Source organism: Streptomyces sp. NPDC045695, assembly GCF_056432025.1.
The window spans coordinates 192,701-209,347 of record NZ_JBWKJU010000004.1 but is presented as its reverse complement, the minus strand read 5'-3'; the positions used below and the strand labels follow the sequence as shown (position 1 = coordinate 209,347).

The following is a 16,647-nucleotide window of genomic DNA, read 5'->3' as shown; positions in this document are numbered from 1 at the left end:
GGGGACCCTGATGTCTGTACTGAACACCCCTCTCCACGAGCTGGACCCGGACGTCGCCGCCGCCGTCGACGCCGAGCTCGCCCGTCAGCAGTCCACCCTGGAAATGATCGCGTCGGAGAACTTCGCTCCGGTCGCCGTCATGGAGGCCCAGGGCTCGGTCCTGACCAACAAGTACGCCGAGGGCTACCCCGGCCGCCGCTACTACGGCGGCTGCGAGCACGTCGACGTGATCGAGCGGATCGCGATCGAGCGCATCAAGGCGCTCTTCGGCGCCGAGGCCGCGAACGTCCAGCCGCACTCGGGTGCGCAGGCGAACGCCGCCGCGATGTTCGCGCTGCTGAAGCCGGGCGACACGATCATGGGCCTCAACCTGGCCCACGGCGGTCACCTGACCCACGGCATGAAGATCAACTTCTCCGGCAAGCTCTACAACGTGGTCCCGTACCACGTCGGCGAGAACGGCCAGGTGGACATGGCCGAGGTCGAGCGCCTCGCCAAGGAGTCCAAGCCGCAGCTGATCGTCGCCGGCTGGTCCGCCTACCCGCGCCAGCTGGACTTCGCCGCCTTCCGCCGCATCGCGGACGAGGTCGGCGCATACCTGATGGTCGACATGGCGCACTTCGCCGGTCTGGTCGCCGCGGGCCTGCACCCGAACCCGGTGCCGCACGCCCACGTCGTCACCACCACCACGCACAAGACCCTCGGCGGTCCGCGCGGTGGCGTCATCCTGTCGACGCAGGAGCTGGCCAAGAAGATCAACTCGGCCGTCTTCCCGGGTCAGCAGGGCGGCCCGCTGGAGCACGTGATCGCGGCCAAGGCCGTCTCCTTCAAGGTCGCGGCCTCGGAGGAGTTCAAGGAGCGCCAGGTGCGCACCCTCGAAGGCGCGAAGATCCTCGCCGAGCGTCTGGTGCAGCCGGACGTCAAGGCCGTGGGCGTGGACGTGCTCACCGGCGGCACGGACGTGCACCTGGTCCTGGTCGACCTGCGCAACTCCGAGCTGGACGGCCAGCAGGCCGAGGACCTCCTCCACGAGCTCGGCATCACGGTCAACCGCAACGCCGTCCCGAACGACCCGCGGCCGCCGATGGTCACCTCGGGTCTGCGGATCGGCACGCCGGCGCTGGCCACGCGCGGTTTCGGCGCCGAGGAGTTCACCGAGGTCGCGGAGATCATCGCGACCGCGCTGAAGCCCGGGTACGACAGCGAGGACCTGAAGGCGCGTGTCTCCGCGCTCGCCGCGAAGTTCCCGCTGTACCCGTCCCTCTGAGCGGATCGTCCGAAGGGCCCGGCCTCGTCTGCGCACAGGGCCGGGCCCTTTCCCGTGACCGCGGCACGGGGCCGGGCGGGCCGCCCGACCCCGGTCCGACCCGTCCGCGTAATCCTTCCCACGTCGTGCGGCGGCCGAGCCGTTCACCTGGCCGCGTTAAGCTCGGCTGTCGGACAAAATCCGAATAATCCGCCTCTCCTGCACCTCCCACCCCACGAGCAGACAAGGGAGTCCGCCACCGTGGCCATCTCCGTCTTCGACCTCTTCTCCATCGGTATCGGTCCCTCCTCCTCCCACACGGTCGGCCCGATGCGGGCCGCCCGCATGTTCGTGACGCGGCTGAAGAAGGACGGCGTGCTCGCCCAGACGGCCTCCGTCCGGGCCGAGCTGTTCGGCTCGCTCGGCGCGACCGGCCACGGCCACGGCACCCCCAAGGCGGTCCTGCTGGGCCTGGAGGGCCACTCCCCCCGCACGGTGAACGTCGAGACGGCGGACGACGAGGTCGAGCGCATCCGCAAGAGCGGCCGGCTGCGGCTGCTGGGCGCGGAGATAGGCGATGGCCACGAGATCGCCTTCGACGAGCCGAACCAGCTGATCCTCCACCGCCGGCGCTCGCTGCCGTACCACGCGAACGGCATGACGCTCTTCGCGTACGACGAGGCCGGCGCCCCCTTGCTGGAGAAGACCTACTACTCGGTCGGCGGCGGGTTCGTCGTGGACGAGGACGCGGTCGGCGAGGACCGGATCAAGCTCGACGACACGGTGCTGAAGTACCCCTTCCGCTCCGGCGACGAGATGCTGCGCCTGGCGAACGAGACCGGCCTGTCGATCTCCTCGCTGATGCTGGAGAACGAGAAGGCCTGGCGCACCGAGGACGAGATCCGCGAGGGCCTGCTGGAGATCTGGCGCGTCATGCAGTCCTGCGTCGCGCGCGGCATGTCCCGCGAGGGCATCCTCCCGGGCGGCCTGCGGGTCAAGCGCCGGGCCGCCTCCACCGCGCGCCAGCTGCGCACCGAGGGCGACCCGATGATGCACCGCAGCGAGTGGACGACGATCTACGCGATGGCGGTCAACGAGGAGAACGCGGCGGGCGGCCGGGTCGTGACCGCCCCCACCAACGGCGCCGCGGGCGTGCTCCCCGCCGTCCTGCACTACTACACGAACTTCGTGCCGGGCGCGGACGAGGACGGCGTGGTCCGCTTCCTCCTCGCCGCGGGCGCGATCGGCATGCTGTTCAAGGAGAACGCCTCGATCTCGGGCGCCGAGGTCGGCTGCCAGGGCGAGGTGGGCTCGGCCTGCTCGATGGCGGCCGGCGCCCTCGCCGAGGTCCTGGGCGGCACCCCGGAGCAGGTGGAGAACGCAGCCGAGATCGGCATGGAGCACAACCTGGGCCTGACCTGCGACCCGGTCGGCGGCCTGGTCCAGATCCCGTGCATCGAGCGCAACGGCATGGCGGCGGTCAAGGCGGTCACCGCGGCGAAGATGGCGATGCGCGGCGACGGCAGCCACAAGGTCTCCCTGGACAAGGTCATCAAGACCATGAAGGAGACCGGCGCCGACATGAAGGTCAAGTACAAGGAGACCGCCCGCGGCGGCCTCGCGGTCAACGTCATCGAGTGCTGAGCTGACCCGCACCGGGCCCCTCGTATCCGGGGGGGTCCGGTGGCAACCGGGGGCGGGCGGTGGGTGTCTTAGACGACGACAACCCGTCCCCGTCTCTGAGAATCGGGGGGACGTCATGAAACGCCCACATCCCCTGCTCCGGCTCCGTCCGCACCGCCGGCGGATCGCGGGCCTGGCCTCGGGCATCCTGCTCGTCGCCGGACTCTCCTTCGCCGCGCCGGCCTCGGCCGCCGCACCGTCCACCACCACCCAGACCCCGCTCGTGGTGAATGCCCGCTGGGCCGGGCACCCCACCTATGACCGGATCGTCATCGACCTGCGGGCCTTCGTGCCCACGGTCACCGTCACCCCCGTCCCCCAGCTGCGCTACGACGGGTCCGGCGCGCCGGTCCCGCTCGCCGGGAAGCACTTCCTGGAGATCCGGCTGAACCCCGCCGCCGCGCACGACGACGCGGGCCGCAGCGTCTACCTCGGGCCCAAGCTCCAGAAGATCAACCTGGTCAAGCTCAAGGGCATCGCCCTGACCGGCGACTACGAGGGGTACGTGACCATCGGCGCCGCCTTCGACACCCTTCCCTACTACCGCGCCTTCAGCCTGCACTCCCCGGAACGGCTCGTCGTGGACATCGCCCACTGAGCCCCCGCCGGCGCAGGTGCCGGTGCAGCCCCGGGCGGCGCACTAGCGGTGCTCGGGGTTCGGGAAGTCGAAGCGGCAGCCGGCGTCCCACTCGGAGCGCTGGTTCCCGTGCGCGGGAATGCCGCCGGAGCGCTTGAGCAGGGCGGCCAGGTGCATGAGGTTCCAGGACATGAAAGTGGTGTTCCGGTTGGTGAAGTCGTTCTCCGGGCCGCCCGAGCCGGGGTCCAGGTAGGAGGGCCCGGGCCCGGCCTCGCCGATCCAGCCCGCGTCGGCCTGCGGCGGGATCGCGTAGCCCAGGTGCTGGAGGCTGTAGAGGACGTTCATGGCGCAGTGCTTGACGCCGTCCTCGTTGCCGGTGATCAGCGCCCCGCCGACCCGCCCGTAGTAGGCGTACTGGCCCTGTTCGTTCAGCAGGGAGGAGCAGGCGTAGAGCCGCTCGATGACCTGCTTCATGACGGAGCTGTTGTCCCCGAGCCAGATCGGGCCGCAGAGCACGAGGATGTCGGCGTCCATGACCTGGCTGTAGAGGACCGGCCACTGGTCGCTCTCCCAGCCGTGCTCGGTCATGTCCGGCCAGACGCCGGTCGCGATGTCGTGGTCCACGGCGCGGACCAGCGAGGTCCGGGCGCCGGCCGCCTCCATGAGCGCACGGCTCCGGTCGATCAGGCCTTCGGTGTTGCTGACCTCGGGCGATCGCTTGAGCGTGCAGTTCACGAAGAGGGCGGTGAGGTCCGAGTAGTCGTAGTCGGCGGGCACTCCCCCAGCCTGCGCACCCCCGGCCGCGCCCGCCACAGGGCCTCGCCCGTACGGGGACGGCCGCCGCAAACCTAGGATGGGCGCCATGTCCCTGCCGCACGCCATCCTCACCGCCCTGCTCGAGAAGCCCTCGTCCGGGCTGGAGCTGACCCGGCGGTTCGACAAGTCGATCGGGTTCTTCTGGTCGGCCACGCACCAGCAGATCTACCGCGAGCTCGGCCGGCTGGAGGAGGCCGGGCTGATCAGGGCGCTGCCCAGCGAGGTGCCCGTGCGGGGACAGAAGAAGGAGTACGAGGTGCTGCCCGCCGGCGGCGCGGAGCTGGCGCGGTGGGTCGCCGAGAGCCAGGACCCCAAGCCGATGCGCGACCCGCTGCTGCTGCGGATCCGGGCGGCGGGCGTCGTGGGGCCGCAGGGGCTCGGCCCCGAGCTGCGGCGCCATCTGGACCTGCACCAGCGCCAGCTGGCGCAGTACGAGGCCATCGAGGAGAAGGACTTCCCGCCGGGGCGCGACGCCGTGGAGGACCGGCTGCGCCGGCTCGTCCTGCACGGCGGGATCGCCCTGGAGACGTTCTGGCTGCACTGGCTGGAGGAAGCCCTCGCCGAGGTCGAGGACATGTCCGGGCCGCACGCCTGAGACACGAGCGGGACACAGCACCGCCCCGGCCTTCGCGGCCGGGGCAGGGGCTGGTGACTACTTGTTCAGGGAGCCCCAGAACTCGTCGAAGCTGAGCAGGCCGTCGCCGTTCGCGTCCTTGGAGGCGATCACGGCGTCCGCGACCGGGCCGGTGACGAACGGGTCGCCCATGGCCGCCATGGCCGCCTTGAACTCGTCCGCCGTGACGAAGCCGTCACCGTTCACGTCGAACTTGCCGAACGTCGTCCGTGCGCTCTCGATGTCCGCCACTGGGTCCACTCCTTCTCGATGCCTGCTGACCGGCTCAGGGTAGCGGCCACCCCCGCCCGCCCCCGCCTCGGGTCCGCCTACGCCCGGTCTAAGCCGCCTAGCGGAAGATGCCGGTGTGGCCCAGCGAGTAGCGGCCGGGCTGCGGATAGACGGCGAGCCCGTGCGGTCCGCCGCCCACCGGGACCCGGGCGAGCTGCTTGCCGGTGGCGGTGTCGATCGCGTAGACCTCCGAGTTGTAGCGGCCCGACAGCCACAGCACCTTGCCGTCGGCGGAGACCCCGCCCATGTCCGGGCTGCCGCCGTTCGGCAGCGTCCACTTCTTCGTGAGCTTGTTCTTCGGGAAGTCGAAGACCGAGACGGTGCCCTCGCCCCGGTTCGAGATGTACATCTCCTTGGAGTCGCGGCTCACGTACAGGCCGTGGCAGCCCTTGCCGGTGGGCAGCAGCTTCGGGGTCTCGAAGGTGTCCCCGCCGAGCACCCACATGCCGTGCGCCATCATGTCCGCGACGTAGAAGGTCTTCCCGTCGGGGGAGACCTTCACGTCCTGCGGCATCGCGCCCTCGAAGGGGAGCTTCTGCTGGCCGATCACCTCCATCTTCTCGGTGTCGACCTTGAGGAGCTCGCCGGAGAACTCGCAGCTGACGATGAAGTAGCGCCCGTCGGCGGAGAAGTCCGCGTGATTGACGCCGTAGCAGGTCACCGGGACGGTCTTGACGCGCTCCATGGTGTGCGGATCGCGGAAGACGAGCTCCTTGTCCATCGAGGCCATGACGATGGCGTACTTGCCGTTCGGCGTGAAGTACAGGTTGTACGGATCGTGCACCTCGACGGGCTTTCCGGCCTCGCCGGTGGCCGGGTTGATCGGGGTGAGGGTGTGGCCGCGGTTGTTGTTGACCCACAGGGTCTTCATGTCCCAGGAGGGGACCACGTGCTGGGGCTGGACCCCGACCGGGATGGTGTCGATGACCTTGTAGGTCTCCGGGTCGATGACGGACACCGTGTTGGACGTGGTGTTCGGCACGTAGACCCGGGACGGGAAGTCCTTGACCACCGGCGAGAGCCGGCCCGGCCGGTCCGCCGCGTAGACGTCGTTCGGATCGAGGAGCGGCGGCATGCCGGGCAGCCCGGGCGGGACGGCCGGCACGGCTTTGACGGGCTTGGCCGGGCCTTTGGTGCCCACGCCCTCGGCGGGCCCCTTGCCTGCGGTTCCGCAGCCGGCCAGGGCGGCGAGGGCCAGACCGGCCAGGAGCACGGTGGCCTTCCGGAGAAGGCGGGTGGTCGTCATGGGGTCAGCAGCTCCGTGGTGGTCACCGCGCGCAGCTTGCGGCGGGCGAGTTCTTCGAGGAGGGGTGGCATCGCGTCGACCGTGTCCGCGTAGCCGAAGTGCAGGCTCACCACCGATCCGGGCCGGATCGTCCCGGTGACGGTGCGGACGACGGCCGCGGCGCCGGGCGAGGTGAAGTCGAGGGAGTCCACGTCGTACGAGAGGACGTGCGGGTAGCCCGCCCGCTGGGCCAGTCTGCTGACGAGGGGGGTCGCGTACTGGGTCTGGGAGGGCCGGAACCAGGTGCCGATGGAGCCGGTCAGCCGCTTGAGCCGCCGGGCGCAGTCGGTGATCTCCGCGTACGCCTGCGCCTCGGGCAGGTCGTTGAGCGCGAGGTGGCGCTGGGTGTGGTTGCCGAGCTCGTGACCGCCGTCGAGGACCCGCCGGGCCATCTCCGGGTGGGCGTCGAGCCAGCTGCCGACGGCCAGTACGGTGACCCGCGCGCCCCCGCGTTCGGCCTCGGCCAGGACCGCGCGCGCGATGGCGGGGTCCCCGTTGCCGTGGAAGGTGAGGGCGACCCTGGGGCGGTCGCGCGGGCCGTGGCCGATCTCGACGGGCTGCCCGGCGTACCGGCGCGGGACGGCCGGCGCCGCCTGCGCGGGGCGGGCCGCTCTGGCCGGGCCGGGGGGCGGGGCGGAGGACGCGGTGGCGGGGCGGCCCGATCCGCAGGCGGCGGTGAGGCCGGCCGCGGCGGCGCCGGCCGCCCCGAGGCCGGCCGTGCGCAGCGCCGCTCGCAGGGCCGCTCGGCGGCCTGGATGTGAGAGCACCTGCCCATTTAAGGGGTGGATGGGCCGGAAGGTAATGATTGACCCAATTCGCGATGTTCACCACAAGGGGCCGAACGGGTGCCCCATCCCGCACGTGATCAACGATTCACTCAGAGCAGTCGATAGTTATTCATTGATTGCGAGGTGAGTGGCCCACCTCACCTAGGATTTAGCTAGAAAGTCTTAGTATTTGCCCACTTATGTCCGAGTAGGGACTTTTGGCGTTTGGACCCGCGTCTGCCATAGTCGAAGCACGGCTTCCCATTGACCCGAGCGAAGTCGCCACGCCGAGGATCGCACCCCCTTCAGATCCTCAGCGCACCCATGAAGCCCCCACAACGCCCCACCACGGCGCCGGGGGCTTCAGGCGTTCTGGCGGTCGGCGACCCGCATCTCGAACCATGTGATCTTGCCGCGCGGTTGCAGGTCCGCGCCCCAGCGGTCGGACAGCTTGTCGACGAGGAACAGGCCCCGGCCGGTGGTGTCCAGCTCGTGGACCGGCATCAGGCAGGGCAGTCCGCGCGAGGGATCGCGCACCTCCACGCGGATCCAGCCGCGCCGGCGCAGCATGCGTAAACCGAACGAGCGGGCCCCGGTGTGGCGGACGGCGTTGCCGACCAGCTCCGACACCAGCAGGACGGCGTGCTCGGCGATCTGCGGCGAGAGGCCCCAGAGGCGGACCACCACGCACTGGGTGAGCCGGCGCGCGGTGCTCGCCGACTCGGGCATGGACGGCAGGGTCACTTCCGCCTCAGCCGGATTCCCGTGCGACTCCAGCGCCTTGAGACCCTGTTCGTCCTCCACCGCCGCCGTGAGCCGCACCGCCGAAGCGCTGCCGCGCTGCCGCGGCTGTTCCACACCCTCCAGGCCCGCCATGCACCCATCATGGACGGCCGCACCGCCCCTCCGGGCCGTTCCCCGGGAAAACGCCCCCCGGATTCAACGAGTCCGGGGGGCGTCCTGTCATATGCGGCGGGCAACGCGGCGCCCGCCATATACGCCGTGACCTGCGGTGACGGAACGCCTCGAAACGATCACGGTGAGTGGATCAACGGCGTTCCTTAAGGTCCTCTTAAGGCCTGGCTAATCCACCCGCAGGGGGGACCGGCGGACCGGCCTCAGACGAACTTGGCCTTGCCCGGGCCCTCTTCGACGAAGCTGCGCATGCCGCGCGCGCGGTCCTCGGTCGCGAACAGGCCCGCGAACCAGTTGCGTTCGATGGTGAGGCCGGTGTCGATGTCGGCCTCCAGGCCCGCGTCCACGCACTCCTTGGCCGCGCGCAGCGCCATCGCCGGACCCTGCGCGAGCTTGGCGGCCCAGGCGTGCGCCTGCTCGTAGACCTCGGCTGCGGGCACGACCCGGTCGACCAGGCCCAACGTGAGCGCCTCGTCGGCCTTGACCATGCGCCCGGTGAAGATCAGATCCTTGGCCTTGGAGGGGCCGACCAGCCGGGAGAGGCGCTGGGTGCCGCCCGCGCCCGGGATCAGGCCCAGCAGGATCTCGGGCTGCCCGAGCTTCGCGTTCTCGGCGGCGATCCGGTAGTCGGCGCACAGCGCGAGCTCGCAACCGCCGCCCAGCGCGTAGCCGGTGACGGCCGCGACCACGGGCTTGGGGATGCGGGCCACGGCGGTGAAGGCGTCCTGCAGCCCGCGGGACCGGGCGACCATCGCCGCGTGGTCCATCTGCTGCATCTCCTTGATGTCCGCGCCCGCCGCGAACACCTTCTCGCCGCCGTAGAGGACGACCGCGCGGACGTCGGACCGGTCGGTCGCCTCCACCGCGAGCTCGCGCAGCCGGTCCTGGGTGGCGATGTCCAGGGCGTTCATGGGCGGCCGGTCCAGGCGGATGGTGCCGACGCCTTCGGAGACTTCGAGAGAGATGGTCATACGGGCCAGGTTAGCGCTGGTTAACGTGAAGTGGCCCGGTGCCGTGGGTCACAGCCCGGCGCCGGGTGGTCTCACCCGCTGCTGTCGCGTTCCGGTCGGGAGTGGGTGTGGGAGCGGAAGGTGCGGCGGTAGGTGTCCGGGGGGACGCCGACGGTCCGGTGGAAGTGGCGGCGCAGGGTGGTGGACGTGCCCATGCCGGTGGCGGTGGCGATGGTGTCGACGGTGTCGTCGGTGGTCTCCAGGAGTTCCTGGGCGTGGCGGATGCGCTGGGCGTGGAGCCACTGCAACGGGGTGGTGCCGGTCAGTGATTTGAAGTGGCGGCCCAGGTGGCGCGAGCTCATCCGCGCCTGGCGGGCCAGGTCTTCCACGGTGAGCGGCTCGTCCAGGCGCTGGAGGACCCAGGGGAAGAGCTCGGCGAGGGGATGGTTGCCGGGGCCGGGGACCGGGGTGGAGATGAACTGGGCCTGCCCGCCGTCGCGGTGGGGCGGGACGACCAGCCGGCGTGCGATCTTGTTGGCGTTCGCCGAGCCGTGGTCGAGGCGGACGAGGTGCAGGCACAGGTCCATGGCGGCGGCCTTGCCGGCGGAGGTGAGCACGTCGCCGTTGTCGACGTAGAGGACGTCCGGGTCCACCGTGACGTCGGGATGGCGCCGGGCGAGTTCACCGGTGTGCGCCCAGTGCGTGGTGGCGCGCTTGCCGTTCAGCAGGCCGGCGGCGGCCAGGACGAACGCCCCGGTGCACAGCGAGACCACGCGTGCGCCCGCCGCGTGGGCCGCGCGCACCGCGTCGACGAGTTCCACGGGCGGATCCACGTCCGTGTCGGCCCAGCCGGGGACGATCACGGTGTCGGCGTGCGGAAGGTGGTCGAGTCCGTGGTCCGGCTCCAGGCTGTAGCGGTCGAGCCGCACGGCGCCCGGTCCGCAGAGGGAGAACTCGTACCAGGGGTCCACGAGGTGGGTCAGGTCGGACCCGAACACCTCGATGGCCAAGGACAGTTCGAATTGCAGCATGCCGTCGGTGACGGCCAGGGCGACGGAATGCATGTCCGGAAGTGTATGGCGCACGTCGTTCCAGACGCTCGTGTGTGGTGCTGTCGGGCGCCAGGATGTCCACAACGGATCACAGCGGAGCAGCCGCGGACCGGATGTTCGACGCCCGCGACTTCCTGGGCGCGCTGTCCTCGCACATCACGCTGGAACTGCGTCCGTGACGACGCGTCGTACCGGACAGCCCATGACAGCCTCTGCCTGAAGGAACCCACGCCATGCCGTACTTCGCGTCCGCCACCGACCGCACCCGCCTCCACTTCGTCGACTACGGCCCCTCGGACGGACCCGTCATCGCCTTCGTCAACGGCTCGTACTTCGGTACCGAGATGTGGGAGCACCAGATGCTGCCGCTGGCGGCCGAAGGCTTCCGCTGCGTGGGCCTCGACCGCAGGGGGCACGGCAGGTCCGAAGACGTCTGGGGCGGCTTCGACCTCGATACCCTCGCCGGGGACCTGGGCTCGCTCCTCGATCATCTGGACCTGCGCGACGTCACCTTGGCCGGGCATTCGATCGGCGGCGCCGAAGTGGTCCGGTACCTGACCCTGCGCGGCAGCGACCGCGTGGCGCGCGTGGCCCTCGTCGGCGCGGTCGTCCCCGGGCCGGCCCGCTCCGCGGACCACCCGCAGGGACTGGACCCGGAGCTGGTCCGCGGGTTCAACGCGACCTTCCGCAAGGACCGGGCCGCGTTCTTCGCCGGCGGGGCCGACGCGTTCTTCGCCCGCCACCTGCCCGGCCCGCAGGTGTCGGACGCGTACGTGGCGTACATGGTCGAGCGCTGCCTCGGGGCGACGGCGCGCGCCGCCAACGCCCTGGGGGACCTCCTGCCGACCCTGAACCTCGCCCCGGAACTGGTGAAGATCGGCCGTCCGGCCCTCGTCGTCCACGGATCGGACGACGCCTCCGCCCCCCTGGCCCTCACGGGCCGCCGCACGGCCGACCTGATCCCCGGAGCGCGGCTGCACGTGTACGAGCACGCGGGCCACGGCCTGTTCGCCACCCACGCGGAGCGCCTCAACGACGACCTGCGCGCCTTCGCCTCCACCCGCGCCTGACAGCGGAGCACCCGACCGAGGAAGTCTGACCGCCATGACCGTCCAGCCCACCCGCGCCGCCCTGACCATCGACGGCCGCACCCTGTCCTACCTCGACTTCGGCGGATCCGGCCGCCCCCTGGTGACCCTGCACGGCCACCTCTCCGAGGGGGCGTCCTTCACCGCCCTCGCTGCCGCCCTCGGGCCGGAGTGGCGAGTGATCAGCCCCGATCAGCGCGGCCACGGCGACTCCGACCGGGCCCCGGAGTACACCCGCGCCGGCTACGTCGCCGACCTCCGCGCCCTCCTCGAACACCTCGGCATCGGCCGCGCGGTCTTCCTGGGCCACTCCCTCGGCGCGTTCAACGCCCTCCACCTGGCCGCCGAACGCCCGGACGCGGTCGAGGCCCTGATCAACGTGGACGGCGCCGTCGACCTCCCCGACCACGGCGCCAGTCCCCTCGCCTTCGTCCTCGGCTTCCCCTACACCGCGGCCACCCGTGAGGAACTGGCCGCGGCCTGCGGTCCCCTGGCCGCCGTCCTCGGGCCCGTGCTGCGCCCGCTGCCGGGCGGCTCCGGCTGGCGGCTGCCGTTCCACCCGCAGGACACCGTCGACTCCGAGAACCTCGTCCACGGCGACCACTGGAAGCAGTGGCTCGCCACCGACTGTCCGGCGCTCCTGATCCACGGGCTGCGCAGCCAGGTCCTGCCCGCCGAGCAGGCCCGGGCCATGTGCTCCCGACGCCCCGGCACGGTCTACCGCCCCCTGGACACCGACCACTTCGTCCAGCAGGCCGACCCCGAGGGCTTCGCCACCGCGGGACGCTGCTCAACGTGCAGTGGCCCGGCGCTGTGGATCACAGCACCGGGCCACCGCCTGCGTTCGGGAGGGGGCTACTTAGTCCACTCCGCCCACGGCATGTTCCAGCCGTTGAGGCCGTTGTCCGGGGCGATCTGCTTGTCCTTGGAGTTCTTCACGATGACCACGTCGCCGATCAGCGACTCGTTGAAGAACCAGGCCGCCGGGGCGTCGGGGTCCCCGCCGCCGCGCTGGTCGCGCAGGCCCACGCAGCCGTGGCTGACGTTGGCCGAGCCGAACGTGCCCGCGGAGGCCCAGTAGTTGCCGTGGACGAAGGTGCCCGAGTTCGACAGGCGCATCGCGTGCGGGACGTCCGCGATGTCGTACTCGCCTCCGAAGCCGACGGTCGCGCCGTTCATCCGCGTCACCTGGTACTTCTCGCTGATGACCATCTGCCCGTTGTACGTGGTCGTCGACGGGGCGCCCGCGGTGATCGGGACGGTCTTGAGCACCTGGCCGTCGCGGACGACCTGCATCTCCTTCTCGCTGGCGTCGACCGTGGACACCTGCGAGCGGCCGATGGTGAAGGTGACCGTGCGGGTCTGCTTGCCGTAGACCCCGGGGCGGCCTTCGACTCCGTCGAGGGCGAGCTTCACGGTGACCTTGGTGCCCGCGGCCCAGTAGTTCTCGGGGCGGAAGTCGAGCCGGTCGTTGCCGAACCAGTGGCCCTCGACCGGCACGGACGGCTCGGCCGTCACCGTGATGGCCTTCTCGACGGCCTCGGGGTTGGTGATGCCGCGGGTGAAGTTGATCGAGACCGGCATGCCGACGCCGACGGTCGCGCCGTCCTCGGGCGTGTAGTGGCCCACGAAGGTGTTCGTCGGGGTCAGGGTCGTGAAGGTGGTGTCCTTGGCGGACTCCCGGCCCGCCTCGTCCTTGGCGACCGCGTGCACCTTGTACTCGGTGGCCGAGGCCAGGTGGCGGGCCGGCTCCCAGCTCGCGCCGTCATCGGCGAGCTTGCCCTCGACCGCGTTGCCCTTGGTGTCGGCGACGGTCACCGTTGCCAGCTTGCCGCCGGTGCTCGTGATCTTCAGGACGCCACTGGTGGCGACCTCCTTGGCCCCGTCGTCGGGCTTGACGCTGACGACGGCCTTGGAGGCCTCGGTACCGGTCTTGCCGCCCCCGGCCTTGTCGTCGCTGCCGCTGCTGTTGCCGCCGCCGCCACCACTGCACGCGGTGGTGAACAGCAGGGCCGCCCCCAGCAGAAGGGCCGGCAGGCCGGTGCGGGCGCGGCCGCGTATCGGCTGCAGGTTCACTCGTGTTCTCCCCATGTCCCCCGCGCGCGGACAGTCGCGCGCATGTCGACAGGAAATCACACGGGGGGATCACGACGAGCCACGGTCTTGTCACCGTTCCGTCCCAACTGACCTGCGGGTCCCGCAGGGGGCGGGGTCAGTCGGCGGTGCCGGGCTTGGTGCCCCACACGTAGACGGCGTCGCCCTCGTCCAGCAGGTCCCACAGGGCCTTCGCGTCGGATTCCCGGAGGTTGACGCAGCCGGCGGAGCCGCCGTGGGCGTAGAGGTACTCGGAGCGGCCGTGCAGGGCCTGGCCCCCGTCGAAGAACTGCGCGTAGGGCATGGGTGAGTTGTCGTACAGCGAGGACTTGTGGTCCTTGCTGCGCCAGTACACCTCGTGCCAGCCGGGCCGGGTCTCCTGGTAGTCGCGGCCGGTGCGGACGGGCACGGGCGGGAAGACGATGCGGCGGTCGCGCTGGACCCAGAGCAGTTGCCGGTCCATGTCGACGCAGGTCACGCGGTAGGAGCGAACCGGGCACTCGCCCGCGGCGTTGGGGTCGGGGCGGGCGGCCACGACGAGCATCGTGCGGAAGGTCGCCACGCCCGGGTAGCCGTCGGCCGGGACGACGCCGTTCTCGCGCTGGAAGGCGCGGATCGCGTAGCAGTCCGCCGCGGACTGCACCCCGTCGACCGTGCGGCGCAGGTGGGCCTCCATGTCCCGCTGGTAGGGGCCGGTACGCACCCGGCAGGCGCTCTCCGGCTCCGTGGCCGCCGCTGCCGCCGGAAGCGGGGTGAAGCCCGCCAGTGCGAGCAGGGCGGCGAGGGCGGCCGCCCTGGAGCGGGGGTCTCTCCACTGTCCCGTAGCCATCAGTGCCTCCTCGGGGCCGCGGACCGGGCCGTCGCGTCCCAGCCAACCCGGACGGGCGGGGTACGGCCCGTGCTGATGCGCCGGTGGGGTGAGGAGGTCACTCCACCGGCGCATCAGGACGGGTCCCGGGCCGGGACGGCTCAGGCCCGGCGGCCCTCCTCGTCCTCCTCCTCGTCCGTCTCCCGCTCCCTCTCCTTCTCCTTCTCCTTGTCCGCCTCGGGGTTCAGCCCGTAGTTGTCCCGCTCGTTGGAGAGCCTGACCACGAGCCGGTGGCCCGGGGAGTCCTCGTCCAGCCGGCCCGGACCGGTCACCGGGTCCTCGGGCTGGAGGTAGCCCTCGGGGACGTCCGTCTCGACCAGGTAGTACGCGCCGTCCGGCAGCCCGCCGAAGTCGCACACGCCGTCGTCGTCCGTGGCGCAGCCCGGCCTGACCTGGTGGTCGGCGTTGATGCCGCGCCTCTGGAGCCCGTCGGTGGAGTTGGTCTCCTTCCAGAGCTCGAAGACGGCGCTGGCCAGCGGGGACCCGGTCTTCGCGTCCCTCTTCAGCACCCGGACGGAGCCGTCGTAGGCGGCGTCCGTGCGCCGGTTCGTCACGTTGACGACGAAGTCCTTCGCCCTGCCCTGGGCGAGGCCGAAGCCGGTGACCGGTTCCTCGGGCCGCTCGTAGCCGGCCGGGACCGAGGTCTGCACCCAGTAGTACGTCTCGCCGGCGGGCAGCTCCACCGTGCAGCTGCCCTTGGCGTCGGTCACGCAGACGCCGTCGTGCCTCTCGTCGGCGGCCGCGCCGGTGGTCTGGAGCCCCGAACGGTCGTTGAGCTCCCGCCACAGCTCGAACCGGACGCCGGACAGGGGTGCTCCGGTGTCCGCGTCCGCGGCGCGCAGCGCCACCCTGACGCCGTTCGCGGCGGCCGCGGCGGCGGGCGGTGGCCCGTCCGGGCCCGCGGCGTGGACCGGCGCCGCCGCGGCGATCACCGCTGCGGCGGCGAGGCCCAGGGGCCACACCCTCGTTGTCCTGGCTGCCATGACTCTCCGTCCGTCGCCCGGGGCTGCTCTGCCCTGACAGGCTGCGGGGAGCCTCGTACACACATGCGCCAGGACACTCGGCCGCTACGGCATTCCGGTCACACGAATCACCCGTCCGTGCTGCTCAGGCGAGGGCGGAGCCGGCGACCCAGTCCGCCCAGGACATGTTCCAGCCGCCCAGCCCGTTGTTGGGCGCGACCGTCTTGTCCTGGGAGTTCACGACCTCCACGACGTCCCCGATCAGGGTCCGGTCGAAGAACCAGCCGGCGGGGGTGTCCGAGCCGCCGCCCCGGTCGTCGCGCAGGCCCACGCAGCCGTGGCTCATGTTGCTGGTGCCGAAGGTGTCGGGGCTGAGCCAGTAGTTCCCGTGGAGGAAGGTCCCGGAGGAGGTCAGCCGCATGGCGTGCGGGACGTCGGGGATGTCGTACTCGCCGCCGAAGCCGACGGTCTGGCCGTTCATCCGGGTGACCTCGAACATCTCCATCACCACCATCTTGCCGTTGTAGGTGGTGGTCTTGGGCGCTCCGGCGCTGATCGGCACGGTCGACAGCAGTTCCCCGTCCCGGCGGACCTCCATGGTGTGCGCGGCCGCGTCGACCGTGGAGATCTGGGAACGGCCGACGGTGAAGGTGATGGTCTTGGACTGGATGCCGTACGAGCCCGGGGCGCCCTCGACGTCCCGCAGGTTCATCTTCACGGTGACCCGGGTGCCGGGCTTCCAGTAGTGCTTGGGCCGGAAGTCGAGCCGCTCCTTGCCGAACCAGTGGCCGACGACCTCCACCGCAGGGTCGGAGGTGATGGCGATGGCCCGCTCCACTTCCGCGCGGCGCTCGATGGCGCGGTTGAAGTTGAAGGAGACGATCATGCCGGTGCCGACGGTGGAGCGGTTCTCGGGCTTGAAGTAGCCGATGAACCGCTCCTCGGGGACGTAGGTGGTGAAGGTGGTGTGCCGGGCCTGGCGGCGGTCGTGCCCGTCGAGGGCGACGGCGTCCACGGTGTACTTGGCGGCGAGCGCGAGGCGGCCGGACTCCGGGTCGGGGCTCCAGCTGAGCCCGTCGGCCGCGATGGTGCCGGGGACCTCTTCCTCCTGCGCGTCCTCCACCTTGGTGACGACGACCCGCTCCAGCCGGCCCTCGGGCACGGTGACGGACAGCCGTCCGTCGGCCGGGACCCCCTTGGCGTTGTCGTCGGGGGTGATGCGGATGGCCTCGTCCGGCGAGCGGGGTTTGCCGGGCAGCTGGATCTCGACCGGGGACTTGCCGTCCCCGGTGCATCCGGCCAGACCGCCCAGCAGGCCCGCCCATGCCGCCATGGCGGCCAAGCCCGCCCCTGCCCGCCTCGTCAGAAGTGTCACGATCCCTCCAACGACCAGCCCCCTCCGGGGAAACGTGAGCGCGGGCCACGTTCCGGGCAGAACTG

16 protein-coding genes and 1 pseudogene are annotated in these 16,647 nt (G+C 71.2%); 6 read left to right on the top strand and 11 right to left on the bottom strand.

Going from position 1 to position 16,647, the window contains the following annotated elements; all coding sequences use genetic code 11:
* Positions 1–10 precede the first annotated feature (10 nt).
* From glyA to AC07DU_RS09850, 3 genes are all read left to right on the top strand, one after another.
* On the top strand, positions 11–1,267 hold the full coding sequence (gene glyA / locus AC07DU_RS09860) for a serine hydroxymethyltransferase (protein ID WP_453371659.1): 1,257 nt from the start codon (positions 11–13) through the stop codon (positions 1,265–1,267).
* 240 nt (positions 1,268–1,507) lie between these two features.
* The gene (locus AC07DU_RS09855) at positions 1,508–2,890 is read left to right on the top strand and encodes an L-serine ammonia-lyase (protein WP_361945555.1); all 1,383 of its coding nucleotides are present in this window, start codon (positions 1,508–1,510) and stop codon (positions 2,888–2,890) included.
* Between the two features lie 115 nt (positions 2,891–3,005).
* The gene (locus AC07DU_RS09850; RefSeq protein WP_479030907.1) at positions 3,006–3,527 is read left to right on the top strand and encodes an AMIN-like domain-containing (lipo)protein; all 522 of its coding nucleotides are present in this window, start codon (positions 3,006–3,008) and stop codon (positions 3,525–3,527) included.
* A 42-nt stretch (positions 3,528–3,569) separates the two neighbouring features.
* On the opposite strand, the gene AC07DU_RS09845 is transcribed toward AC07DU_RS09850, so the two are convergent.
* Positions 3,570–4,283, bottom strand: a complete 714-nt coding sequence (locus tag AC07DU_RS09845) for a flavodoxin family protein (RefSeq protein WP_360888696.1) — start codon at positions 4,281–4,283, stop codon at positions 3,570–3,572.
* Between the two features lie 85 nt (positions 4,284–4,368).
* Here AC07DU_RS09845 and AC07DU_RS09840 point away from each other — a divergent pair, with 85 nt between their 5' ends.
* Entirely contained in the window at positions 4,369–4,917 is a 549-nt protein-coding gene (locus AC07DU_RS09840) for a PadR family transcriptional regulator (protein WP_360888693.1), read from the top strand.
* A 57-nt stretch (positions 4,918–4,974) separates the two neighbouring features.
* On the opposite strand, the gene AC07DU_RS09835 is transcribed toward AC07DU_RS09840, so the two are convergent.
* The 6 genes from AC07DU_RS09835 to AC07DU_RS09810 form a co-directional block, all read right to left on the bottom strand.
* Positions 4,975–5,187, bottom strand: coding sequence for an EF-hand domain-containing protein (locus tag AC07DU_RS09835; RefSeq protein WP_360888683.1), 213 nt, complete (start codon positions 5,185–5,187; stop codon positions 4,975–4,977).
* Between the two features lie 97 nt (positions 5,188–5,284).
* Positions 5,285–6,472, bottom strand: a complete 1,188-nt coding sequence (locus tag AC07DU_RS09830) for a YncE family protein (protein WP_453371655.1) — start codon at positions 6,470–6,472, stop codon at positions 5,285–5,287.
* Positions 6,469–7,278 carry a polysaccharide deacetylase family protein gene (locus AC07DU_RS09825; protein WP_479030913.1) on the bottom strand — a complete coding sequence of 270 codons (810 nt, stop codon included), beginning with the start codon at positions 7,276–7,278 and terminating at the stop codon, positions 6,469–6,471. The genes AC07DU_RS09830 and AC07DU_RS09825 overlap by 4 nt, the downstream gene beginning before the upstream one ends.
* Before the next feature lie 363 nt (positions 7,279–7,641).
* A complete protein-coding gene (locus AC07DU_RS09820) occupies positions 7,642–8,154 on the bottom strand; it encodes an ATP-binding protein (RefSeq protein WP_360888677.1) in 513 nt (170 codons plus the stop codon).
* Between the two features lie 242 nt (positions 8,155–8,396).
* On the bottom strand, positions 8,397–9,164 hold the full coding sequence (locus AC07DU_RS09815; protein ID WP_360888674.1) for an enoyl-CoA hydratase/isomerase family protein: 768 nt from the start codon (positions 9,162–9,164) through the stop codon (positions 8,397–8,399).
* 71 nt (positions 9,165–9,235) lie between these two features.
* Complete coding sequence (locus tag AC07DU_RS09810) at positions 9,236–10,207, bottom strand: helix-turn-helix domain-containing protein (protein ID WP_479110583.1); 972 nt, start codon at positions 10,205–10,207, stop codon at positions 9,236–9,238.
* Between the two features lie 221 nt (positions 10,208–10,428).
* Between AC07DU_RS09810 and AC07DU_RS09805 the strand changes: the two genes are divergently transcribed.
* Both AC07DU_RS09805 and AC07DU_RS09800 read left to right on the top strand, forming a co-directional pair.
* Positions 10,429–11,265: an alpha/beta fold hydrolase gene (locus tag AC07DU_RS09805; RefSeq protein ID WP_479110581.1), complete on the top strand. Its 837-nt coding sequence runs from the start codon at positions 10,429–10,431 to the stop codon at positions 11,263–11,265.
* Between the two features lie 34 nt (positions 11,266–11,299).
* Positions 11,300–12,049 (top strand): annotated as a pseudogene (locus AC07DU_RS09800) (alpha/beta fold hydrolase); the annotation flags it as partial.
* 89 nt (positions 12,050–12,138) lie between these two features.
* Here the strand turns inward: AC07DU_RS09800 and AC07DU_RS09795 are convergent.
* From AC07DU_RS09795 to AC07DU_RS09780, 4 genes are all read right to left on the bottom strand, one after another.
* The gene (locus AC07DU_RS09795) at positions 12,139–13,374 is read right to left on the bottom strand and encodes a L,D-transpeptidase (RefSeq protein WP_453371650.1); all 1,236 of its coding nucleotides are present in this window, start codon (positions 13,372–13,374) and stop codon (positions 12,139–12,141) included.
* A 121-nt stretch (positions 13,375–13,495) separates the two neighbouring features.
* Positions 13,496–14,206, bottom strand: coding sequence for a L,D-transpeptidase family protein (locus tag AC07DU_RS09790; RefSeq protein WP_479030927.1), 711 nt, complete (start codon positions 14,204–14,206; stop codon positions 13,496–13,498).
* Between the two features lie 140 nt (positions 14,207–14,346).
* Positions 14,347–15,228, bottom strand: a complete 882-nt coding sequence (locus tag AC07DU_RS09785) for an MSCRAMM family protein (RefSeq protein ID WP_479110578.1) — start codon at positions 15,226–15,228, stop codon at positions 14,347–14,349.
* Between the two features lie 124 nt (positions 15,229–15,352).
* Positions 15,353–16,540 (bottom strand): L,D-transpeptidase, encoded by a 1,188-nt coding sequence (locus tag AC07DU_RS09780; protein WP_360888810.1) that lies wholly within the window; start codon positions 16,538–16,540, stop codon positions 15,353–15,355.
* Positions 16,541–16,647: the final 107 nt, after the last annotated feature.

Excerpts from the sequence above, each read along its gene's own strand:
- glyA (WP_453371659.1), top strand. The coding sequence starts at position 11 with ATGTCTGTACTGAACACCCCTCTCCACGAGCTGGACCCGGACGTCGCC.
- AC07DU_RS09850 (WP_479030907.1), top strand. The coding sequence starts at position 3,006 with ATGAAACGCCCACATCCCCTGCTCCGGCTCCGTCCGCACCGCCGGCGG.
- AC07DU_RS09840 (WP_360888693.1), top strand. The coding sequence starts at position 4,369 with ATGTCCCTGCCGCACGCCATCCTCACCGCCCTGCTCGAGAAGCCCTCG.
- AC07DU_RS09830 (WP_453371655.1), bottom strand. The coding sequence starts at position 6,472 with ATGACGACCACCCGCCTTCTCCGGAAGGCCACCGTGCTCCTGGCCGGT.
- AC07DU_RS09820 (WP_360888677.1), bottom strand. The coding sequence starts at position 8,154 with ATGGCGGGCCTGGAGGGTGTGGAACAGCCGCGGCAGCGCGGCAGCGCT.
- AC07DU_RS09815 (WP_360888674.1), bottom strand. The coding sequence starts at position 9,164 with ATGACCATCTCTCTCGAAGTCTCCGAAGGCGTCGGCACCATCCGCCTG.
- AC07DU_RS09810 (WP_479110583.1), bottom strand. The coding sequence starts at position 10,207 with ATGCATTCCGTCGCCCTGGCCGTCACCGACGGCATGCTGCAATTCGAA.
- AC07DU_RS09805 (WP_479110581.1), top strand. The coding sequence starts at position 10,429 with ATGCCGTACTTCGCGTCCGCCACCGACCGCACCCGCCTCCACTTCGTC.
- AC07DU_RS09795 (WP_453371650.1), bottom strand. The coding sequence starts at position 13,374 with ATGGGGAGAACACGAGTGAACCTGCAGCCGATACGCGGCCGCGCCCGC.
- AC07DU_RS09790 (WP_479030927.1), bottom strand. The coding sequence starts at position 14,206 with ATGGCTACGGGACAGTGGAGAGACCCCCGCTCCAGGGCGGCCGCCCTC.
- AC07DU_RS09785 (WP_479110578.1), bottom strand. The coding sequence starts at position 15,228 with ATGGCAGCCAGGACAACGAGGGTGTGGCCCCTGGGCCTCGCCGCCGCA.
- AC07DU_RS09780 (WP_360888810.1), bottom strand. The coding sequence starts at position 16,540 with ATGGCGGCATGGGCGGGCCTGCTGGGCGGTCTGGCCGGATGCACCGGG.